We start from the raw sequence: 21,457 nt of genomic DNA on the forward strand, positions 1-21,457 counted from the left end.
CATGCGCCATCCCAGCGCCCCCGGCCTCGTCGCGACGTACAGGATCCAGCTGCGGAACGGCGTCGATCTGGAGGCGGTGCGCGCGCGCATTCCCTGGCTGCAGGCGCTGGGCATCAGCCATATCTACCTCTCGCCGCTGTTCAGCGCCGCGAAGGGTTCCACCCATGGCTATGACGTGACCGATCCCAATCGGGTCGATCCGGTGCTCGGCGGTGACGAGGCCTTTCGCGCGCTGAGCGACGCGGCGCGCGCCGCGGGGCTGGGCATCGTTCTGGATATCGTCCCCAATCATATGGCGTTCACGCCGGAAAATCCCTTCATCGCCGACATCATGCGGCATGGGCAGGAAAGCCGCTTTGCGCCCCTGTTCGATATCGACTGGGACCGTGGCCCGCTGCAGTTCCCGGTTCTGGACGGGACGCCGGCCGATCTTCTAGACGCAGCGCAGCTGGCCTTCTCGCTCGTCGGCAATGATCCGACCCTGCGCGTCTACGACAAGCATTACCCCCTGCGCGCGACACCGCTGACCGAGCGGCTGGCGGGCGGGGAGACGTTGGACGAAGGCCTGCTGGCGCAGCTGCTCGATGAACAGCATTGGCAGATCGGCCATTGGCAGGAGGATGGCGGCGACATCGTCCACCGGCGCTTCTTCAACGTCACCGATCTGATCGGGGTGCGACAGGAAGACCCCGAGGTCTTCGAGTTCACTCATCGCTGGATTGTGGAGCAGGTTCGGGCCGGGCGCGTCCAGGGCGTCCGCGTCGACCATATCGATGGGTTGGCCCGCCCGCTCAGCTACCTCCGCCGGCTGCGGGAGGCGGTGGGGTTCATCCCCATCTGGGTGGAGAAGATCGTCAAGGAGGGCGAGCCGCTGGCGCCGGGCTGGCCGGTCGAGGGGATGAGCGGCTATGAGTTCATGGCGCCGGTGACCCAATTGCTGACCCCGTCGGAAGGTCTGAATGCCTTGGCGGCCGCAGCGCGCGCGCATGTGCCGACGGACTATGCCCTTGAAGTGCGCGGCGTTCGCCGGACGATGCTGTACACCGTCTTCACCCCCGAGCTCGACCGGGTGACCGATGCGGCCATCATGGCGCTGGCCGGATCGCCCGTCGCAGCGCCGGAAGTGCGCGCGGCCATCGTGCAGCTTGCGATGCACTGGCCGGTCTATCGCTCCTACGCCGCCGACGTAATGCCGCCGGGCGACTTATGCGCGCAGGCTCTGGCGGGTGCGCGGGGCGATCCACACCCAAGCGGGATGCTGGGGCCCGTGTTCAGTCTGTTGTCCGCCCCAGATGACCCGCTGGCGCGCGCCTTCGCGGCCCGGTTCGAACAACTGACCGGCGCGCTCACCGCCAAGTCCGAGGAGGATACCGTCTTCTATCGGTCCATCGCTTATCTGCCATTTTGCGAGGTGGGCGCCGCTCCGGACCTCCAGCCGATCGACCTTGAGCGCTTTGCGGTGCGCATGAACGAGCGTGCGTCGGAGACGCCCTGCGCGCTCAATGCCCTCTCCACCCATGACACCAAGCGCTCGGCCGATGCCCGGGCCGCGATCATTGCCCTGGCCGCCTTCCCGGAGCTTGGCGCGCGCCTCTATGGAGAGGCACTGGCACGAGCGCAGGACTGCGCATTGCCGCCGCGCTGGGGCATCTATGCCATCCAATGCGCGGTGATGATGCTCGACCAGCCGGATGCCGCGCAACGCATTGCGGACCACATGGCCAAGGCCATGCGTGAGGCGAAGCTCGAATCCAGCTATGAGGCGCCAGCGCTTGAGATTGAAAACGGCGTGACCGAGCTTGCGCTGTCCATGATCGCCTCCCTTGAAGACGGCGCGCTGTGGTCGGCCGACGAGCGAGAGGCGTTCCTGCAGACATGGGAAGCGCTCATGATGGCGCAGACCGCCCTGCAGATCACCGCGCCCGGGGTGCCGGACATCTATCAGGGCACGGAAATCGTCGCGATTGCCCTGACCGACCCGGACAATCGCCGAGCCGTGGACTGGGACGCGATCGCCTCCGGCCCCGCCGGGCGCGATGCCCGCAAGCTCAGGCTGACACAGGACCTGCTGGCGCGCCGCCGGGAGGATGCGGAACTGTTCGCCATGGGCAGCTATCGGCTGGAGCGAACCCCGGAGGGGCTACGCGTGACCCGGGCATGGCAAAACCGCGCGGTCACCATCGACATTCCCCTGCCCGACCTGATCGCCGGCCCCGATGCGGCGGCGCGAGGCGCGCATGATCAACCCCACGAAACGCAAGGAACCCAATATGGACGATGACCAGTATCAGACGATCAGCAAGCGGGCCTATGAGCTGTGGGAAGCCGAAGGCCGCCCTCACGGGCGTGACCGCGAGCATTGGCAGCAGGTCGAACAGGAAGTCCTGAGCCAGCAACAACAGCAGGCTGCCTCCGCTCCCGAGGACGCTGACCTATCCCTGCCGCAGGAGCAGAGCGAAACGATGGCTGCCGCCAGTTCCCCGGCTTCGACGGCGCTGCCGGCCAAAAAGGCATCGGCAGTTGGCCGCGCGAAGAAAGCCAAAACGCCCTGAGGCCGGGCGCTGTGCCTGACGATGAGATTCTAGCCCTGGCGCACGCGGCAGGGCTCGCGATCCATTGGAAGGATGCCGACGGCCTCGCGCATAGCGTGTCGCAGGACACGCTTCGAGCGGTCCTGCAGGCACTGGGCTATGCCGCCGAGACGGATGCGCAGCGGGCGCAGGCTTGGGCTAAGCTGACTGAAGAGGCCGCGCGGAATCCCGACTTCTTGAGTGCGGATGCCGGCCAGCCCGTCCCTCTGCCGGATCGTCTCGCGGCTGAAGCCTTTGCAGAGGTCACCTCTGAGGATGGCAGCGCAGGGCGTGTCGCCATCCACGCCGGGCAACTGCCGGCCTTCACCGCAATCGGCTATCATCGGGTCGACATCGCAGGCCATGTCTTTACCTTGGCGGTGGCGCCGCCCCGGTGCTGCGAGCTGGCAGATCCCGCCATTTGGGGGCCAGCGATCCAGATCCCCTCGCTGCGCAGCGAGAGGATGTATGGCACCTTCGACGACCTGCGCGTGGCGGGCTTCGGCTTTGCAGAGGAAGGCGCCGATCTGCTGGCGATCAGCCCAGTCCATGCACTGGTGCCCGGTTCCGCTCGCCATTTCAGCCCCTATGCGCCGTCCAGCCGCACCTATCTCAACACCCTGCTGGCCGATGCGCCTGCTTCGCCGCCTGATCATGCCGATGATGATCTGATCGACTGGACCGCAGCCAGGGATGCGGCGCTTCTCAAGCAGCGCGCCACCTTCGCGGCGCTCGACGAGGAGGCCCAGCGCGCCGTCTGGAACGACGCGCAATCCGATCCGGCCCTGATCCGCCACGCGCTGTTCGACGCGCTCTCCATCGAGTTTCGCGGCCGCCCCTGGCAGCGTTGGCCAGCCACGTTCCAGAACCCGCAAAGCCCGGCCGTCGACCATTTCGCCCGGAGCCACTGGCAGGAGGTTGCGGTTCACATTCTGGCGCAGACCCAGACCGACCGGATGCTGGGCAAAGTGCAGGCCTCGGCGCGCCAGGCGGGGATGCGCATCGGCCTGATCGCCGACCTCGCCGTGGGGGTCGATCCCGGAGGGAGCGACGTCTGGAGCGATCCGGATGGCTTTCTGCGCGGCCTCACCATCGGCGCCCCACCCGATCCGCTCGGCCCCGAGGGGCAGAATTGGGGCCTCACCACCTATTCGCCGCACGCCCTGCGCGCGCAGGGCTTCCGCCCATGGATCCGGATGATCCGGGCGGCCCTGCGCCATGCCGGCGGCCTTCGCATCGATCACGCGTTCGGACTGCGCCGCTTGTGGGTCATCCCCGAGGGCGCGCCCAGCACGGAGGGCGTCTATCTCGACTATCCGTTCGCCGATCTGCTGCGGATCCTGGCCATCGAAAGTCATCGCAGTCAGGCGCTCATCATTGCCGAAGATCTTGGGACCGCGCCCGAGAGCTTCATGGAGGTCATGGCCGCGCGGGGCATATTGGGCATGAGCGTGCTGTGGTTCGAGCGGGACGCCCACGGCAAATTCGCCGCCGCCTCGGCCTATCGCCCGCACAGCGTCGCGATGACCGGCACCCACGACACGCCCACCGTCGCCGGCTGGTGGCGCGCGCGCGATCTGGAATGGCGGCAGAGCCTGCAGCCCGAGACGCCCGCAGACCATGACCGGCGCGCGGAGGAGCGCGAGCATTTATGGAACCTGCTGGCGGGCGCGCCCGAGGCGCTTGCCAGCGTCTCGACCGACAGCGTGGTCGACGCAGCCCTCGCCCACATCGCCCAGGCGCCTACGCCGGTGAAGATCATCTCGATCGAGGATCTGCTGGGCCTTGAGGAGCAGCCCAACCTCCCCGGCACGCTCGACGAGCACCCCAATTGGCGTCGCCGCCTGCCCGCGCCCATCGACGTCCTGCTGCGGCGACCGGAGGTCGCGCGCCGCACGAAGATGCTGCGCGATCTTTGCGGGCGCAAGGCGGACGCGTCCGTCGATGTCCGCATGTCGACCTGATGAAATTGGGGAATAGCGACCCCATATAGGACTTATCGCAGACACAGATGCGGGAGCAGGCGAGCATGGCCAATGGCTGGGCGCCCGACGGCGCCGTTCAGGATCAGATCGACGACAGCGTGAAAGACGCTCTGGCAACCGCCCGGGCCCGGATGCCATCGGGCCCCGGTACCCTGGCGTGCGAGGAATGCGGCGAGGAAATCCCCGAGGCGCGCAGAAAGGCGCTGCCCGGCGCGCGGACCTGCGTCGCCTGCCAGTCGGCACGCGACAAGCGCCCGTCGTTTTCCGCCATCAACCGGCGCGGCAGCAAGGACAGCCAGTTGCGGTGAGGCCGCCTGCATGACGATGCTCGACCTGTTCGATACGCCCCTTGTGCCCGGCCTGAACGCACGCGCCGACATCATCGATGGCCGGGAGGAAGCCGCGCTGATCGAGCGGATCGACGCACTGGGCCTGGCGCCTTTCCGGTTCCAGCAGTGGACCGGCAAGCGCCTCACCCACTCCTTTGGATGGCGCTACGATTTCGAGACCGGCAGCTTCGGGACGACCGACCCCATACCCGACTGGCTGCTCCCGCTCAGAGCCCGCGCCGCCCGCTTCGCGGGGCTCGCTGCTGACGATCTCGTCCAGTCGCTGCTGACCCGCTATGACGCGGGGGCCGGCATCGGCTGGCACAGGGATCGGCCGGTGTTCGAGCATGTCGTGGGCATCTCGCTCGGCAGCGATGCGGTGCTGCGGCTGCGCCGGCGCCATTCGGGCGGCTTCGAACGCGCGAAGCTCGAACTGGCCCCGCGGTCGGTCTACCATCTGTCCGGCGAGGTCCGCCACGACTGGGAACACAGCATCGCGCCGATGACCCAGCCGCGCTGGTCGATCACCTTCCGCAGCCTATCCGACAAAGGGCGTAGGGGCTGAGCCAGCCTCCCAAAGCTAATGCAGGTCAACGCGCGTCGCTCTCCCAGCCGCCGCCCAGCACCTGATACAGAGTGACCAGGGCGTTGAGCTGATCGGAGCGCAGTTGCACCAGCGCGAGGTCGGCGGAGAGCAGGGCGCGCTGTGCATCGAGTTCTTCAAGATAGCTGCTGTAGCCCGCACGATAGCGATTGGTCGCATGACGCAATGCGTCGGCAATGGCTGCCCTTTGCGCCTCGGCGCTCGCGCGCTGCTGGCGAAGGCTGGAGACGTTGCCCAGAGCGTTCTCCACCTCACCAAATGCCGTCAGGGCCGTCTTGCGATAGGCAAAGGCGGCCTGATCGCGGCGGGCGGCGGCCGTTTCCACGCCGGCGCGCAAGCGCCCGCCCTCGAACAAGGGCGCCAGCACGCTGCCGCCGACGGACCAGATCGTCACCGGGTTCGCCAGCGCGCTGCTGAAGATGGCGCCCGCCGCAGCAGACAGGCGAAGACTCGGCAGGAACTGCTTGCGCGCGGCTGACAGGGTGGAATCCGATGCGGCCAGAGCGAACTCTGCCTGCGCGATGTCGGGCCGGCGGCGCAGCAGCTCGGACGGCAACCCCTGATCCGGTACCGGCGGCGCGACGAGGGCGTCGAGCGATCCCCCGCGCTGGATCACCCCCGGCCCATCCCCGGTCAACAGGCGCAGGGCATTCTCCTGCCGCAGGATCGCCAGATCGACCTGCGGGAGGATGATGGCTGCGGCCTGATATTCCGCCTCGGCCTGGCGCAGCTCCAGCTGGGAGGTGTAGCCGGCCTCGGCGCGGGAGCGGGCGATGCGAAGGCTTTCGGCCCGCGCCGCGATCGTCCGGCGGACCACGTCGCGACGCGCATCGAGGGCCAGCAGCGTGATGTAGCCCGATGCCGTGGCCGCACTGACCGAAAGCGCCGTCGCGTCGCGCGCGGCCTGACTGGCCAGCCAGGCCGATCTCGCTGCCGACGTCTGATCGTCGATCCTGCCGAACAGATCGAGTTCATAAGCCACCTGCAGCGCAGGCTGGGCGCTGGTGCCCTCGGTCGCCTGGCCAAACGGGTTGAGCGATCGGCCGTGGGAGCCGGCGGCGGTCGCATCCAGCGTGGGGAAAAGCTGGGCGCGCGCCAGCCGCTCCTGCGCCCGCGCTTCGCGGACCCGCGCGGCAGCGATAGCAATGTCGACATTGTTGGCGATCGCGGTCTCGACCAGTTGCGTCAGCGCGGGATCATTGAATGCCCGCCACCAGCCGGCATTGACTGCTCCCTCCCCCGCCAGGGCGTTTTGCCAGCCGGCAGGCGGCGTGACCGCAGCCGACGGGGGCAGCGGCGTCGGCGGCGCCATGCAGCCGGACAGGCACGCGACGCCCAGCAAGGCGATGGCCGGCCGCATCACCTGTGCCCTGCCGTATCGACCCTGGCCTGGACGGACATGCCCGGCCTCAGCCGCGCATAGAGGGGGTCCTTGGCATCCGGCGCGATCCGCACCGTGATCCGTTGCGGCACCTTCACAAAATTGCCGGTGGCATTGTCGGATCGGATGACCTGAAACTCATTGCCGGCGGCGGGCGCCAGCCGCTCGACCCTGCCGTGGATGACAGCCCCGTCCAGTGCGTCGACCCGCAGCCGCACGGTCTGGCCCGGCGCCATATGGGCCGTCTGCGCTTCCTTGAAGTTCGCCGCCACCCAGACGAAGGGCGGCACGAGGAATGTCAGCTGCGAGCCGGCCGTGACATATTGCCCCAGCCGCACGCCCACCTCACCCAGCCGCCCATCCTGCGGGGCGCGAATGATCGTGTTGGCGAGATCGATCTGCGCGAGGCGCAGCGCCGCTTGCGCCGCATCGACATTGGCGCGCAGGCCACCGCGCCCGACCGTCACCGTGCGGACCTGCTCGCTCGCCACCTGCTGCTGCGCCTGCGCCTGCAGCACGGCGGCTTCTGCCTGCCGCAACGCCGCCAGAGTCTGGTCCCGCTCGCGCAGGGAGACGGAGCCCTGGCTGACGAGATCGTTCACCCGGCGCATGTCGGCCTGCGCGCGGGCCAGTTGCGCCTTGGCGTTGGCCACGCTGGCAGCTTGCCCCGCAAGCTGAGCCTGGCTGGACGCTTCGCTCTGGCTGCTGTTGGAAAGGTTAGCGCGCTGCGTGGCGAGTTGGGCCTGCGCCTGCGCCACTCTCTGGCGATAGATCCGGTCGTCGATCCGCGCGAGGACCTGCCCCTTGCGGACCTGCTCATAATCCTGAACCTGCACCTCCACGACATAGCCGTTCACCTGTGGCGCGATGACCGTGGTCTGGCCGCGCACATAGGCATTGTCCGTCGTCTGAACATCCGACGAGAAAGGCGGCAGGCCCCAGGCGTAAAACACGATGAGAATGCCGACGACGATGAACAGGACGGCCAGCAGCGTCACCCTTCGGCCGGCTTGCGGGGGCGCCCAGCCGCGCTTCGGCGCGCTGGCCACGGGGGTGGTGTCATTGGGCACTTCCACCGGATCTTCCAGACGGTCGGTCCGGTTCGATGGGCGCGGATGTTCGGCGGAGGTGTCACTCATGATTGGGCCCTGGTCCTCATTGCCGCCAAGGCCGCAAGCTCTTCGGCCAGGGGGGTAATGCCTTTGCGACGATAATAGATCCACCGCGCGCCGAGATACACAAAGGCGAGCGTGGCCAGCGCACCGACCAGCATGAACACATCGTTGAATGCCAGGATATTGGCTTCCCGCGCGACCTGCTGGGAGAGGAGGATGCTGCCCTCCGCCTGACGCAAGGCCGGATCGCCCAGCGTCCGCGCATAGGCGCCGCCGAGCTGCTGGATGCGCTGCGCCACCTGCGGATCGGTGCCGACGAGCGACTGGACGAGCATTTCGGAATGGAAGCGCTCGCGAATGATCTGGAAGCTGCCCAGCAGGGCCGCCCCGCCGATGCCGCCCAATTGCTGCGAAATACCGAACACGGCCGAAAAGCTGACGATATGGCTCGGCCCCTTGGCCAGTGCCTGCAGGATGCCCGCCATGAGCGTCGGCCCCATGAAGTAGATCGCGGCGAAGGAAATCATCGCCTGGGTCACATAAAGCTGCGCCGGGCGCGTGAGATTGCTGGACTGGGTGTCGAAGAACGCGGCGAGGGCGATGAGTGCACAGGAGATGATCACGGGTTTAAGCAGGTCCGTCGGCTTGAGCGTTTTCAGGCTCACCGCCAGCCCGAATATGGTCGCCAGCGTGACCACCGTGTAGAAAGCGATCAGCTGGTCCTGCCCCATGCCGAGCACGGTCAGCAGGCCGCTGGCGCCGACATTCTGCTCGCCGAGCAACACGCGCATGCTGGCGGCGATGACGGCGAAGCGGATGATCGCCGCGCTGCCCATCCAACGCGTGTTGAGCAGCGGATTGGCGCGGTTGTGCTCCACGATCACCGCCGCGCCGATCAGCAGGATCGCGCCGGCCAGCGCATAGCCCAGCCACTGGGTCGACCACCAGACGATGCGCCCCTGCACGAGCACGGCGGAAAGCAGGGCTATGCCGGGGGCGAACAAGGCGAAGGTCAGGAAATCCAGCGGCTCGAAGGCGTCGATGCGCTCGCTGGGCGGCAGGCGCAGCAGCCACACCCCGGCGAGGCAGAGCAATGTGAGGCCGAACTCGAACAGATACAGGTTCTGCACATCGCCATGGATGAGCAATGCCGGGGAGATCACCCGAGCGAGCGGGGTCGCGATCTGCGAGACGCCGACGCCCAGCACCAGCCCGCCCAGCCGCGCCTCCGCCTTCATCGACTGCATGATGTAGAACAGCGCCATCGTGGACAGGCCGCTTGCAACGATGCCGCTGCCCGCGCGCACGAAGAGTTCCAGACCATAGCTGTGCACGAACAGTTGCAGCGTGTTGAGGACGAGAAAGCCGATCAGCACGATCCGCACAAAGCGCTGGATGCCGAATTGCTGGCGGAACTTGATGAGCAGCAGGCTCATGCAGACATTGGTCATCGTATAGGCAGCAGTCAGCCAGCCGGCTTCCACGCTGGTCAGCCCGAGCGCCCCCTGGATCTGGGGCAGGTTCGCCATCAGCAGCCCGTTGATGAAGCCACCCGTGAGGCCGAGCAGCACGCCGATCAGCAAATATCCCAGACGGCGCCGGCCTGGATGGTAGGGCGTCGCCGGAGACCCCGGCATCATCGGCCGCTCGTGCGGCTCGAACTGATATTCCGACTCTTCAGACCGTCTGCTCAACCACGGGCCTTTCCATGCCTGCCTCTATCCTCGGACGGATATCTGAAGACTGCAATGCAAAGTGTTCAGCGCGCGGATCGTTCCAGGGATCGGTGGTCTGTCGGCCAGTCCAGCGCGCTGCGGGCCCCAGACCTGCGCGATTCATATGCAAATACTATGCGGATCGCCTTTCCTGTCTCTCGAATTCAAATGCGGCTCTGCCTTATTTGACCTGCGGCACATGATTCGGCGCCGCATCTCCTGCGGTCTCGGACGTCGTGCAGGAGAACGATCATGCAGGACATGCTCTGGTTGGGGCTCACCCTCGGCTTGCTGGCCACAACGCTCGGTTACGCGGCGCTGTGCGACAAGGCGTGAGGGAGGCGACCATGACTATCGACCATTGGCTGGCCGCTGCGACCGCGGTCGGCCTGCTCTTCTATCTGGTGGCCGTGCTCGCACGCCCCGAACGCTTCTGATCGGGGAGCGACATCATGACAGTTCAGGGATGGATCTTGATCCTCGCCTTTGTCGGCATATTGCTGGCACTGGCCAAGCCCGTCGGCCTGTGGCTCTTCGCGCTCTATGAAGGGCGGCGGACGCCGCTCCATGGCCTGCTCGGACCACTGGAGCGCGGCTTCTACCGGCTGGCGGGCATTGACCCGCAGGAGGAACAAAGCTGGCGCCGCTATGCCGTGCACATGCTCCTGTTCAACACGGCGCTACTGGTCTTCACTTATGCGATCCTGCGCTTGCAGGGCCTGCTGCCCCTCAACCCGCTGGGCCATCCGGGGGTGAGCCAGCCGCTCGCCTTCAATACGGCGATCAGCTTTGCGACCAACACCAACTGGCAAAATTATGGCGGTGAGTCGACCATGTCGGCCCTCAGCCAGATGCTGGGCCTGACGATCCACAATTTCCTGTCGGCAGCGACCGGGATCGCGCTGGCCTTTGCGCTGTTCCGCGGGTTCGCGCGGCGGGAAGCCAAGGGCATCGGCAATTTCTGGGCCGATGTGACGCGGGTGACGCTCTATCTGCTGCTGCCGCTCTGCTGCGTCATCGCGCTCTTCTATATCGCGAGCGGTGTGCCGCAGACGCTGGCGGGGTCGGTCGATGTAACGACGCTGGAAGGTGCGAGCCAGACCCTCGCGCTGGGGCCGATCGCCTCGCAGGAAGCGATCAAGATGCTCGGCACCAATGGCGGCGGCTTTTTCAACGCCAACTCCGCGCATCCGTTGGAGAACCCGACGGCGCTCGTCAACTTCGTCCAGATGCTCTCGATCTTCCTGATCGGGGTGGGTCTCACCTACACCTTCGGCAAGGCTGTCGGGAACAGTCGCCAGGGCTGGGCGATCCTTGCTGCCATGATGCTGCTCTTCCTAGCCGGGACCATGATCACCTACTGGCAGGAGGCTGCGGGCAACCCCATCCTGCACAGCCTCGGCATCGCCGGCGGCAATATGGAGGGCAAGGAAGTCCGCTTCGGCATCGCCGCCTCCGCGCTCTTTTCCGTCGTCACCACGGCGGCCTCCTGCGGCGCGGTCAATGCGATGCATGACAGCTTCACCGCGCTTGGTGGCCTGATCCCGCTCTTCAACATGCAATTGGGTGAGGTCGTTGTCGGTGGCGTCGGCGCCGGCATCTATGGCTTCCTGCTGTTCGCCATCCTCGCAGTGTTCGTCGCGGGGCTGATGGTCGGGCGAACCCCGGAATATGTCGGCAAGAAGATCGAGGCTCGCGAGGTCAAGCTCGCCGTTCTCGCCATCGCGGTGCTGCCGCTCATGATCCTGGGCTTCACGGCCATCGCTTCGGTCACCGAGGCCGGGCTGGCCGGCCCGCTCAACAAGGGACCGCACGGCTTTTCCGAGATTCTCTACGCCTTCACCAGCGCGGTGGCGAACAATGGATCGGCCTTTGCCGGCCTCTCGGCCAACACGCCTTTCTACAATGGCATTCTGGGCGTCGCCATCTGGGTCGGCCGCTTCTTCGTCATCGTGCCCATGCTGGCGATTGCCGGCGGGCTGGCGGCGAAGACCTATACGCCGGAGACGGCGGGCAGTTTTCCGACCACCGGGCCGCTCTGGACCGGCCTGCTGGTGGGAATCGTGCTGATCGTCGGCGGCCTCACCTTCCTGCCCAGCCTCGCCCTTGGTCCCATCGCCGATCATCTTGCGATGATCCGTGGCCAGCTTTTCTGATTGGAGCCCCTCCATGGCACGCCAAGCGTCCCCATCGCTCTTCACGGCCGATCTGATCGTCCCGGCGATCACGGACTCGGTCCGCAAACTGAACCCGCGCCAGCTCATCCGTAACCCGGTGATGTTCACGACCGCCATCGTGGCGGTGCTCCTGACGGCGCTGCTCATCGTCGGTCAGGATGGCCTTGCCGCCAGCTTCAAGCTCCAGCTCGTCATCTGGCTATGGCTGACCGTGCTGTTCGGCACCTTTGCCGAAGCGCTGGCCGAAGGGCGCGGCAAGGCGCAGGCGGCGTCCCTGCGCGCGACCAAGGCGGACCTCACCGCCAAACGCCTGAAGAACGGTCAGGAGCCCGAGACCGTGCCGGCCAGCGCGCTGCGGGTCGGCGACACCGTGCTGGTCGGGACCGGCGATCTCATTCCATCGGATGGCGAGGTCGTCGCGGGCGTCGCCTCGGTCAACGAGGCCGCGATCACCGGGGAGTCCGCGCCGGTCATCCGCGAGGCGGGCGGAGACCGGTCGGCGGTGACGGCGGGCACGCGGGTCATCTCGGACGAGATCCAGGTGCGCGTCACCGTCAATCCCGGCCAGGGATTTCTCGACCGCATGATCGCGCTGGTGGAAGGCGCCGAACGGCAGAAGACGCCCAACGAAATCGCCCTGACGCTGCTGCTGGTCGGCCTGACCATCATCTTCCTGATCGCGGTCGGCACTATTCCCGGTTTCGCCAGCTATGCCGGCGGCGCCATTCCGGTGTCGATCCTCGCGGCCCTTCTCATCACGCTCATTCCGACGACCATCGCCGCTTTGCTCTCGGCGATCGGCATTGCCGGCATGGACCGCCTTGTGCGCTTCAATGTGCTGGCAAAGTCCGGCCGGGCTGTTGAGGCGGCCGGCGATATCGACGTGTTGCTGCTCGACAAGACCGGCACGATCACGGTCGGTGACAGGCAGGCAACGGCATTCCGGCCGGTCGGTGGGGCGACACCGGCCCAGTTGGCGGAAGCGGCCCTGCTGGCCAGTCTGGCGGACGAGACGCCGGAAGGGCGCTCGATCGTGGCGCTTGCGCGCGAGAAATTCGGTCAGGCAGCCCAAGCCCTGCCGACCGATGCGCAGGTGATCCCCTTCACCGCGCAAACCCGGATTTCCGGCGTGGTCACGGGCGACACCACGGTCATCAAGGGCGCTGTCGATGCGGTCCTGAATGCCATGGCAGGCCCGGACAAAAGCCCGGCGGCGGCGGAACTGAGGCGCATCACCGACGAGATCGCCCGCGCCGGCGGCACGCCGCTGGCGGTCGCCAAGGACGGCGAACTGCTGGGAGCAATCTTCCTCAAGGATGTCGTCAAGGCGGGCATCCGCGAGCGCTTCGGCGAACTGCGCAATATGGGCATCCGCACGGTGATGATTACCGGCGACAATTCGCTGACCGCTGCGTCCATCGCAGCCGAGGCGGGGGTCGACGATTTCCTGGCTCAGGCGACACCGGAGGACAAGCTGGCGCTGATCCGCAAGGAGCAGCAAGGCGGCCGGCTCGTCGCCATGTGTGGAGACGGCACCAACGACGCGCCCGCGCTGGCGCAGGCCGATGTCGGCGTCGCCATGAACACCGGCACGCAGGCGGCGCGCGAGGCAGGCAACATGGTCGATCTCGACAGCGACCCCACTAAGCTGATCGAGATCGTCGGCCTCGGCAAGCAGTTGCTGATGACCCGGGGGGCGCTCACCACCTTCTCCGTCGCTAATGATGTCGCCAAATATTTCGCGATCATCCCGGCCATGTTCGTGGTGCTTTATCCGGGGCTGGGCGTGCTCAACGTCATGGGCCTCGCGACGCCGCAGAGCGCCATCCTGTCCGCGATCATCTTCAACGCGCTCATCATCCCGCTGCTGGTGCCCCTCGCGCTCAAGGGGGTGACCTACAAGCCGATCGGCGCCGGACCGCTGCTGGCGCGCAATCTCGCTATCTACGGCCTGGGCGGCCTGATCGCGCCCTTCGCCGGCATCAAGCTCATCGACCTGGCCGTCAACGGCCTTGGCCTCGCCTGAGGAACAGACGCATGAACAAGGACATTCTCACCGCGCTCAGACCGGCTCTGGTCATGACAGCGCTCTTCGCCCTCCTGCTGGGGCTGGCCTATCCGCTCGCGCTCACCGGCATCGGCCAGCTGATCTTTCCATCACAGGCCAATGGCAGCCTGATCGAACATTATGGCAAGCCGGTCGGCTCGCGCCTGATCGGGCAGGCGTTCACGGCGGACCGCTATTTCCACCCCCGCCCCTCGGCGGCGGGCGACGGCTATGATGGCATGGCATCCTCCGGCTCGAACCTCGGCCCGACCAGCCGCGCGCTCATCGACCGGGTGCAGGCGGACATAGCCACGCTGGAACGGACCAATCCCGGCAAGCCGGTGCCGGCCGATCTGGTCACGGCATCCGGCTCCGGTCTCGATCCCCACATCACCCCGCAGGCGGCTTACTATCAGGTGAACCGGATTGCCCGGGCGCGCGGCTGGGACGCAGCCAGGGTCCGGTCCCTCGTCGACCAGAGCATCGAACAACCGCTGCTCGGTGTTCTGGGTGAGCCGCGCGTCAATGTGCTGGAAATCAATCGACGTCTGGACGGAATCGGCGCTACCACGCCGTCATGAGCCATCCAGACCGCCGCGATCCGGAAGCCTTTCTGCGTCAGGCAACGCAGGAAGGTCGCGGCCGTCTCAAGATCTTCCTCGGGGCTGCTCCGGGCGTCGGCAAAACCTACGAGATGCTGACCGACGGCATGCAGCGGCTCAGGGCCGGGATCGACGTCGTGGTCGGCATCGTCGAAACCCATGGCCGCAAGGAGACCGAGGCGCTGCTGATCGGGCATGAGGTCATCCCCCGCCGCGCCGTCGAGCATAAAGGGCACCGGCTCGGCGAGATGGACATCGACGCTATCCTCGCACGCCGCCCCCAGCTCGTGCTGGTGGACGAGCTGGCGCACAGCAATGCGCCGGGCAGCAGGCATCCCAAACGCTATCAGGATGTCGAGGAACTGCTGGATGCGGGCATCGACGTCTATTCCACCGTCAATATCCAGCATGTCGAGAGCCTCAACGACGTCGTCGCCTCCTTCACCCGCGTCCATGTGCGCGAGACCGTGCCCGATTCCATCCTCGAAATGGCCGAGATCGAGGTGGTCGATATTCCGCCGGACGAGCTGATCGAGCGGCTGAAAGAGGGCAAGGTCTATATTCCGCAGGAAGCGAGCCGCGCGCTCAACCATTTCTTCTCGAAGTCCAACCTCGCGGCCCTGCGCGAGATGGCGCTGCGGCGCGCCGCGCAAGCCGTCGATGCCCAGATGCTCGATTATGTTCGCGCCCATGCCCTGGCCGGCAGTTTCGCGGCGGGGGAACGCATTCTGGTCGCGATCAGCGAAGTCACCAGCGCGCAGGGCCTCGTGCGCGCGGCCAAGCGGCTCGCCGATGCGCTCAAGGCGCCGTGGTCCGCCGTCCATATCGAGACCCAGCGCAGCCTCTCCTTCACCCCGAAAGAGCGGGAACAGCTCGCCGATACCATGGCGCTCGCATCCCGCCTCGGCGCCACGACCGCGACCATCCCCGCGACCTCCGTCGTCGAGGGCCTGAAAGATTCTGTGGCTGACGCCCGCGCGACCCAGATCGTGATCGGCAAATCGGCGCGACCCTGGTGGTTCGAGTTGCGCCATGGCTCCGTGGTCGACAAGCTGGTGCGCGAGATCGGGGATGTCGCGGTGCATGTCCTGCCCGGCGACGCCGCCACGCCCGGCCCGCATGCGGTGCGCCAGCGTTTTCGCCAGGGATGGGGCAAACCGTCCCACTATCTCTGGTCGGCGGTGATGATCGCCGCGATGACGGCGCTCGGCAGGCTGCTCATCGAGGCGATCGACCTGAGCAATATCGCGCTCATGTACCTCGTGCCCGTCATGTTCGCCGCCGCCAGCTATGGCCTGCGGGCAGGGCTGGTCTCGGGCCTGCTTTCGAGCCTCGCCTACAACTTTTTCTTCCTGCCGCCGACCGGCACGCTGACGGTCAATAATCCCGAGAATGTCGTCAGCATCCTTGTGCTGCTGGGTGTGGCGATCGTGACCAGCCAGTTCGCCGCGCGCGTCCGCGCCCAGGCGGACCTTGCCCAGTCCAGCGCACGCCAGAACGCGGCGCTCGCAGGGTTTTCGCGCCAGCTCACCGCCTCGGCGAGCCAGGAAGAGCTGATGCACGCCATCTGCGCGGAAGTCGGCCGCCTGCTCCAGCTGCGCACCGTTCTGCTGCTGCCATCGCCGGACGGGCCGCAATTGCGCGCGGCGGTGCCGCCGGAGGATCGGCTCGAACAGATCGAGAAGGCCGCCGCGCAATGGGCGATGGACAATGAGCAGCCGGCCGGGCGCGGATCGTCTACGCTTACCGCCTCGGACTGGCTGTTCCATCCGCTGCGGACCAAGCGCGGCGTGCTCGGCGTGCTGGGTCTGGCCCGGGAAGATGCCGGGCCACCGCTGCGCTCCGATCAGGTTCCGCTTCTGATGAGCCTGCTCGATCAGGCCTCCATCGCCTTCGATCGCATGGCGCTGGAGCAGGAGATGCTGGATGCGCGACAGATCAAGGAGCGCGACCGGCTGCGCGCGGCGCTGCTCTCCTCGGTCAGCCACGATTTACGGACACCGCTGACGACCATCCTCTCCGCCGTGCACGAGCTGAAGCGCCAGCATCCCTCCGATCTGCTCGATACCGTCGATGCCGAGGCGCAAAGGCTCAACCGCTTCGTCGCCAACCTGCTGGACATGGCGCGGGTGGAAGCCGGCGCCTTGCCGCTCAAGGTCGAGCCGACCGACCTCTTTGATGCTGTCGCGGGCGCCGTGCATGATACGCGCCAGTCCTTGCAGGGCCACGCGGTCGAGGTGGAGATCGCGCCCGACATTCCGCTGGTCCGTGTCGACCCGACGCTGCTGCATCACTGCCTCATCAACCTGCTGGATAATGCCGGCCGCTACGCTCATCCCGGAACGCCCGTGATCGTGCGCAGCCAGCGCCTGCCGGGTGCGATCGCCCTGTCGGTGGTCGATGAAGGGCCGGGCATTCCGGCGGGTGCAGAAGCGCGGGTGTTCGACACCTTTACGCGGCTGGAAGGCTCCGACCGGGCGAAGCATGGCACCGGCCTTGGCCTCGCCATCGTGAAGGGCTTTGCCGAGGCCATGGGCCTGACGGTGTCCGCCGCCAACAATGTCGAGCCGCGCGGCGCCGCCTTCACGATCACGATCCCGCAGGCGCTGATCATCTCCGACGTCTCCCATGAGGATCTGCTATGAACGTCCGTCACAAGGTGCTGATCGTCGATGACGAGCCGCATATCCGCAAGCTCATCCACACCGCGCTGACTCGGGCCGATTACGCCGTCGTCGAAGCGGAGAATGCGCGCGAAGCGATGGAGCGGCTGAAGGCGGAGCGACCGGATATCAGCCTCCTCGATCTGGGACTGCCCGACCGCGACGGCCTCGAACTGGTGCCGCTGTTCAAGCAGCAGTCGGACACGACGCTGATCATCGTCTCGGCCCGCGACGCGACGGACCAGAAGGTCGCCGCGCTCGATCTGGGTGCGGACGATTATCTGACCAAGCCGTTCGATACCGACGAGCTGCTGGCGCGCGTTCGGGTGGCGCTGCGCAATCGCATGGCCAAGGATGGCGGCGTGTCCCCGGTCCGGGCGGGCGACGTCGAAATCGATCTTCTCAACAGGGTCGTGCTGAAGGCGGGGAAGGAAGTGCACCTGACGCCCAAGGAATATACCGTGCTCGCCCAGCTCGCCAAATTCCCCGGCCGCGTGATCACGCATCAGCAGATCATGGCCCATGCCTGGCCGCACGAAAAGGCCCATCATGTGGAGTATCTGCGCGTGCTCGTCCGCACGCTGCGCCAGAAGCTGGAAGCCGATCCCCAGCGTCCCCGGATCATCGGCAACGAGCTTGGCATCGGCTATCGCCTGCGCTTCAATGTCGAAGGCGAGACGGAAGAGTTCGCCGCAGGAGACACGGCGGCGAGGTTCGGCGGATAAGGAGCGGGCGAACCGCTGCCGGATCAATCCAGCGCGGCGCCCCCCCGATCTGCGCCAAGGCTGCGGCACGCTTGCGCTCGCTCCCCGGGCACAGCAGCGCATTGCCAATCAGCGGCAGGCGTTCGTCGGGGTGGGAGACGCTCATGACGACCGTGACCATTGTCTCCTCGCGCAGGCCGGCAGCTTATCAGATCGCGGCGGTATCACGCGTTGTGATTCCATCCACCCTTCTGGCCCGCCGCGCGCGGGTCAACGCCCCGTCCGCGGGCGCGCCTTGGCGTGGGAGCCGGGCCAGTCGAAGCCGTCTTGCGGCTCCGTCTTGGGCGTGACGGGCTCGAAGGAGGTCGCGGCATTCACGTCGCCGCCCCGGTAGTGGGTGAGCGTGGGATAGGCATAAAGCGGCCGATGGCGCACCACGCCCGTGTCGAGGCGGGCGCTGGCCACCACGGCATCCGGCGCCTTGCCTTCTTCCACCCAGAGCACCACTGCGCCCAGGAAATCCTGATCATAGGGGATATAGCCGCCCGCGCAGTGATAACCGCCCGGCACGAGGAACATGCGGGCAAAGGCGCGGGCCGCGTCCAGCCCGCCGGCATGGTCGCGCACAGCCTGATAATAGTCCAGCATGCCAAAAGCGCCGGCGGCATTGTCCGCCACGCCCTGCCACATCAGCAGCTTGCCGCCGGCGTCGCGGAAGGCTGAGAGGTCCGGGTTGCCGGCATCGTAGAGTTCGCCCCCCTTGAGCAGCCGCTGCAGGCTTTCACGCGAGAAGGTCCAGTCGCGCCAGGTGAAGTCGGCCGGGAGTTCGCCTTGCAGCAGCAGATATTGTAGGAAGGATTGTGCCGCGAACTTGCCCGTCTGCGTCGGCGCGCCGCGGCCAACCCAGCCCAGTTCGGCGCCATAAGGCGCGCCACCGGGGAAGAGGGACTGCCCATCGGCATCGGTCGGGCCGCGATAATAAGCGCGGGCCGCCACGACCTGATCGGCATTGAGGCAGTTGGCCTGCCCCGCCGCGCCCGGACGGCAGGCGAGCTTTGCCGGATTATATCGGCAACGGCGCGGATCGTCGATCTGGCCGTCGGTGATGCCATCCAGCCCGTCGCAGGCCTTAATGACGGCGGCGTGCAGCAGTTCGACGGCCTGCGGCGTGAAAATCTCGCGCCCATCGGGATAGAGCCCCTGCTGCGCTTCCCACAGGAAGAGCTGCATCGCCGCCGGCATGGCGACCGACGAGCCGGCCACAACGCCATCGAAGTCATCCGGATAACGCTGGACCTCCATCAAGGCTTCCCGCCCGCCGCCCGAGCAGCCGACGAAATAGCTGTAAGCCGGGGGCGCGCCGTAAAATTGCGCGACGATCGCCTTGGAGGCAACGGCGACGGCGTGAGCGGCCTTGTGCGCGAACTGCTCCCGCAATTCCGGCGCGCCGACCGCCCATGTGCCATCGCCGATGCCGGCACTGTGATGGCCGCCATTGTTGAAGGCGACGGCAAAGCTGCCATCGGCGATATGGGCGTTGCTGCAGAGCGGCGTCACCTCGCGGCCGATGACTCCGCACATGCCCCCGCAGCCCCCTTGCAGGAACCGCCCCGCATAGCCGGCCAGCGGTAGGCGCAGCTCAAACTCGGTCTGCGGCGCCGTATAAGCTTTGACGAGGCAGACGCCCGGTGTCGCCGCGCTGGCCCCTTCTACCGTCGCCGAACGCACGCGATAGACGATGTCCTCCGCTTGCTGGGAGACCGGCTTGACGAGGTCGCCGCAGGGCATTTGCGGCGCGCTGGCCGGGCGAGCCGGGAGCGTGAACGGCGTGGCCTCGCTCTTCGGCGCGGCCATGGCATGTGGCGTGCCGACAAGGGCCACCAGCATGAGCAGGAGCAAAGCAAGCACTGTCTGCGTGGCAGGACGAGCGGACGTCACAGCCCGGATGGGGAAGGCCTCAGGCATAGCGGGCAATCAGCGCCTGCTCGGCACCGAGCGGATCGGCGCTGGCGGCATACTCAGTGTCGAACACCATCGTCATCCGCTGGTCCTGTCCATAAGCCGGCCAGAGCGGCAGGCAGTCGCCATTCGGATCGCCGGTCCGCGCGAAATTGGCCCAATAGCGGCTCATGCCGTCGGCCAGATGCTGGGCATTGGCCATGCGCTCACCAACGCTGCCATAGCTTTCCGTCACCATATCGAACACCATCGGCACCTCGATGCCGTGCGGGCTGCGCATCCGCCCGCCCTGCGCCGGGGACTGCCAGTTGACGAGATAGGCATAGGCCGGCTTCGTGGCGCCGGCCGCGCGGGTTTCCGCGACGATGCGGGCATTGCGGCCCATGCCGGCCTCGGTCGTGATGGCGAAGAAGATGTCGCTGGCCGTGGCCTTGGGGTGCAATTTGCGGAACCCCTCGATCAGCGGCGCCGGCGATGCCACGCGGCCCTCCAGCGCGCCCGGCAGGCTCGTCCAGTCGAGATCGAACGCGCCGGGCGGCGGAAACAGCACGGTGGTCTCCGCGCTGGTATGGCCGACCATCACCGGAATGTCGGGCGAGACCGCCGGAAGATCGGGCGCGAACGGTGTCCGCGCCACGACAGTGCCATCGGCGACCAGCCCCGGCCCGCGCACGGGATTGCCGCCAGTGATCTCCTGCAGGCCAGCCAGCAACCGCTCGATGGGGATGGCGCGTAATGCCTCCACGTCCCCGGCCCGCACGCCCACGGCCTTGCACAGAGAGGCAGTGATCCGCTCCGCCTCGTCCGGCGCGACGGTGGTGGTGCCAAAGCCGCTTTGCAGAATTGCGCGGTGGAACAGCCCCTTGGCCGCCGGCATCGCCATCAGCCCCGCAACCTTCAGGCCGCCGCCGGAGTGGCCGAAGATCGTCACATTCTGCGGATCGCCACCGAACGCGGCGATATTGTCGCGCACCCACTGCAGGGCGGCGACCATATCGAGCTGCCCCGGATTGGCGGCGACGCTGCGATCGCGGGTGAGATCGCCGAAATAGAGATAGCCGAACAGGTTGAGCCGGTGATTGACGGCCACGACGACGACATCCTGCCGCGCCGCCAGATTACGCCCGTCGGTAACCGGCGTCGCCCCGGAGCCGACCGCCAGACCGCCACCATGCAGCCATACCATCACCGGGCGCTTCTTCCCGTCCGCAAGGCCGGGAGTCCAGACATTGAGCGCGAGGCAATCCTCGCCGGATGCCTTGGGCTCACGCCATGAGGAGAAGCCCGGCCCGTCCGGCCCATCGGGCAATTGCGGGCTGCGCAGGCCATAGTCGAGCGCATCGCGCACGCCGCTCCAAGCCTGGAGCGGCTGCGGGGCAGTAAAGCGATTCCGGCCCGCCGTCGAGGCGCCATAGGGGATACCGCGGAAGACATTGACGCCATATTCGCACCGCCCGCGCACTTGCCCATGCGTGGTCGTTGCGATCGGTGCCGCTGCGGCCAGTGCGGGACGGGCAAGCAATCCGCCCAGCCCCGCCGCACAGCTTATCGAAAAAGCCCGGCGGCTGATGCCTTTGGCCGGAAAAGCATCCTCGCGCATTGCGCC

16 protein-coding genes are annotated in these 21,457 nt (G+C 66.9%); 11 read left to right on the forward strand and 5 right to left on the reverse strand.

What is annotated here, in order from left to right; all coding sequences use genetic code 11:
* Position 1: 1 nt before the first annotated feature.
* The 5 genes from treY to M2331_RS13200 all read left to right on the forward strand — a co-directional run bounded on the left by treY (position 2) and on the right by M2331_RS13200 (position 5,449).
* Positions 2-2,281, forward strand: a complete 2,280-nt coding sequence (gene treY, locus M2331_RS13180) for a malto-oligosyltrehalose synthase (RefSeq protein ID WP_181560698.1) — start codon at positions 2-4, stop codon at positions 2,279-2,281.
* Positions 2,271-2,552, forward strand: coding sequence for a DUF2934 domain-containing protein (locus tag M2331_RS13185; protein ID WP_181560699.1), 282 nt, complete (start codon positions 2,271-2,273; stop codon positions 2,550-2,552). The genes treY and M2331_RS13185 overlap by 11 nt, the downstream gene beginning before the upstream one ends.
* An 11-nt stretch (positions 2,553-2,563) precedes the next feature.
* Positions 2,564-4,534, forward strand: coding sequence for a 4-alpha-glucanotransferase (malQ, locus tag M2331_RS13190; RefSeq protein WP_264592394.1), 1,971 nt, complete (start codon positions 2,564-2,566; stop codon positions 4,532-4,534).
* Positions 4,535-4,599: 65 nt separating this feature from the next.
* Positions 4,600-4,863 (forward strand): DksA/TraR family C4-type zinc finger protein, encoded by a 264-nt coding sequence (locus M2331_RS13195; RefSeq protein WP_181560700.1) that lies wholly within the window; start codon positions 4,600-4,602, stop codon positions 4,861-4,863.
* Positions 4,864-4,879: 16 nt separating this feature from the next.
* Complete coding sequence (locus M2331_RS13200) at positions 4,880-5,449, forward strand: alpha-ketoglutarate-dependent dioxygenase AlkB (protein WP_181561528.1); 570 nt, start codon at positions 4,880-4,882, stop codon at positions 5,447-5,449.
* 25 nt (positions 5,450-5,474) lie between these two features.
* On the opposite strand, the gene M2331_RS13205 is transcribed toward M2331_RS13200, so the two are convergent.
* From M2331_RS13205 to M2331_RS13215, 3 genes are read right to left on the reverse strand one after another with little or no spacing between them, the layout of a single operon-like run.
* Positions 5,475-6,848 carry an efflux transporter outer membrane subunit gene (locus tag M2331_RS13205; RefSeq protein WP_181560701.1) on the reverse strand — a complete coding sequence of 458 codons (1,374 nt, stop codon included), beginning with the start codon at positions 6,846-6,848 and terminating at the stop codon, positions 5,475-5,477.
* Positions 6,848-8,008, reverse strand: coding sequence for an HlyD family secretion protein (locus M2331_RS13210; RefSeq protein WP_181560702.1), 1,161 nt, complete (start codon positions 8,006-8,008; stop codon positions 6,848-6,850). The genes M2331_RS13205 and M2331_RS13210 overlap by 1 nt, the downstream gene beginning before the upstream one ends.
* Positions 8,005-9,678, reverse strand: a complete 1,674-nt coding sequence (locus M2331_RS13215; protein WP_264592395.1) for an MFS transporter — start codon at positions 9,676-9,678, stop codon at positions 8,005-8,007. Before M2331_RS13215 ends, M2331_RS13210 begins: the two co-directional genes overlap by 4 nt.
* A gap of 368 nt (positions 9,679-10,046) precedes the next feature.
* On the opposite strand from M2331_RS13215, the gene M2331_RS13220 reads away from it, so the two are divergent.
* The 6 genes from M2331_RS13220 to M2331_RS13245 are packed head-to-tail and all read left to right on the forward strand — an operon-like array spanning position 10,047 to position 17,913.
* On the forward strand, positions 10,047-10,136 hold the full coding sequence (locus tag M2331_RS13220; RefSeq protein ID WP_181560703.1) for a potassium-transporting ATPase subunit F: 90 nt from the start codon (positions 10,047-10,049) through the stop codon (positions 10,134-10,136).
* A gap of 15 nt (positions 10,137-10,151) precedes the next feature.
* Positions 10,152-11,855: a potassium-transporting ATPase subunit KdpA gene (kdpA, locus tag M2331_RS13225; protein ID WP_181560704.1), complete on the forward strand. Its 1,704-nt coding sequence runs from the start codon at positions 10,152-10,154 to the stop codon at positions 11,853-11,855.
* Positions 11,856-11,868: 13 nt separating this feature from the next.
* Positions 11,869-13,902, forward strand: coding sequence for a potassium-transporting ATPase subunit KdpB (gene kdpB, locus M2331_RS13230; RefSeq protein WP_181560705.1), 2,034 nt, complete (start codon positions 11,869-11,871; stop codon positions 13,900-13,902).
* Positions 13,903-13,913: 11 nt separating this feature from the next.
* Positions 13,914-14,504, forward strand: a complete 591-nt coding sequence (gene kdpC, locus M2331_RS13235) for a potassium-transporting ATPase subunit KdpC (RefSeq protein WP_181560706.1) — start codon at positions 13,914-13,916, stop codon at positions 14,502-14,504.
* Positions 14,501-17,170 (forward strand): sensor histidine kinase, encoded by a 2,670-nt coding sequence (locus M2331_RS13240; RefSeq protein ID WP_181560707.1) that lies wholly within the window; start codon positions 14,501-14,503, stop codon positions 17,168-17,170. Before kdpC ends, M2331_RS13240 begins: the two co-directional genes overlap by 4 nt.
* The gene (locus M2331_RS13245; RefSeq protein ID WP_181560708.1) at positions 17,167-17,913 is read left to right on the forward strand and encodes a response regulator; all 747 of its coding nucleotides are present in this window, start codon (positions 17,167-17,169) and stop codon (positions 17,911-17,913) included. Before M2331_RS13240 ends, M2331_RS13245 begins: the two co-directional genes overlap by 4 nt.
* A 249-nt stretch (positions 17,914-18,162) precedes the next feature.
* Here M2331_RS13245 and M2331_RS13250 read toward each other — a convergent pair whose 3' ends face one another.
* Together M2331_RS13250 and M2331_RS13255 are read right to left on the reverse strand one after the other, a co-directional pair.
* Positions 18,163-19,857 carry a tannase/feruloyl esterase family alpha/beta hydrolase gene (locus M2331_RS13250; RefSeq protein WP_264592396.1) on the reverse strand — a complete coding sequence of 565 codons (1,695 nt, stop codon included), beginning with the start codon at positions 19,855-19,857 and terminating at the stop codon, positions 18,163-18,165.
* Positions 19,850-21,451 (reverse strand): carboxylesterase/lipase family protein, encoded by a 1,602-nt coding sequence (locus M2331_RS13255; RefSeq protein ID WP_181560710.1) that lies wholly within the window; start codon positions 21,449-21,451, stop codon positions 19,850-19,852. Before M2331_RS13255 ends, M2331_RS13250 begins: the two co-directional genes overlap by 8 nt.
* Positions 21,452-21,457: the final 6 nt, after the last annotated feature.

This window comes from Sphingobium sp. B10D7B (genome assembly GCF_025961955.1).
Classification (GTDB): domain Bacteria; phylum Pseudomonadota; class Alphaproteobacteria; order Sphingomonadales; family Sphingomonadaceae; genus Sphingobium.

What these genes read in the sequence shown, in the direction of transcription:
- treY (WP_181560698.1), top strand. Translation starts at nt 2, where the DNA reads ATGCGCCATCCCAGCGCCCCCGGCCTCGTCGCGACGTACAGGATCCAG.
- M2331_RS13185 (WP_181560699.1), top strand. Translation starts at nt 2,271, where the DNA reads ATGGACGATGACCAGTATCAGACGATCAGCAAGCGGGCCTATGAGCTG.
- M2331_RS13195 (WP_181560700.1), top strand. Translation starts at nt 4,600, where the DNA reads ATGGCCAATGGCTGGGCGCCCGACGGCGCCGTTCAGGATCAGATCGAC.
- M2331_RS13200 (WP_181561528.1), top strand. Translation starts at nt 4,880, where the DNA reads ATGCTCGACCTGTTCGATACGCCCCTTGTGCCCGGCCTGAACGCACGC.
- M2331_RS13205 (WP_181560701.1), bottom strand. Translation starts at nt 6,848, where the DNA reads ATGCGGCCGGCCATCGCCTTGCTGGGCGTCGCGTGCCTGTCCGGCTGC.
- M2331_RS13210 (WP_181560702.1), bottom strand. Translation starts at nt 8,008, where the DNA reads ATGAGTGACACCTCCGCCGAACATCCGCGCCCATCGAACCGGACCGAC.
- M2331_RS13220 (WP_181560703.1), top strand. Translation starts at nt 10,047, where the DNA reads ATGACTATCGACCATTGGCTGGCCGCTGCGACCGCGGTCGGCCTGCTC.
- kdpA (WP_181560704.1), top strand. Translation starts at nt 10,152, where the DNA reads ATGACAGTTCAGGGATGGATCTTGATCCTCGCCTTTGTCGGCATATTG.
- kdpB (WP_181560705.1), top strand. Translation starts at nt 11,869, where the DNA reads ATGGCACGCCAAGCGTCCCCATCGCTCTTCACGGCCGATCTGATCGTC.
- kdpC (WP_181560706.1), top strand. Translation starts at nt 13,914, where the DNA reads ATGAACAAGGACATTCTCACCGCGCTCAGACCGGCTCTGGTCATGACA.
- M2331_RS13240 (WP_181560707.1), top strand. Translation starts at nt 14,501, where the DNA reads ATGAGCCATCCAGACCGCCGCGATCCGGAAGCCTTTCTGCGTCAGGCA.
- M2331_RS13245 (WP_181560708.1), top strand. Translation starts at nt 17,167, where the DNA reads ATGAACGTCCGTCACAAGGTGCTGATCGTCGATGACGAGCCGCATATC.
- M2331_RS13250 (WP_264592396.1), bottom strand. Translation starts at nt 19,857, where the DNA reads ATGCCTGAGGCCTTCCCCATCCGGGCTGTGACGTCCGCTCGTCCTGCC.
- M2331_RS13255 (WP_181560710.1), bottom strand. Translation starts at nt 21,451, where the DNA reads ATGCGCGAGGATGCTTTTCCGGCCAAAGGCATCAGCCGCCGGGCTTTT.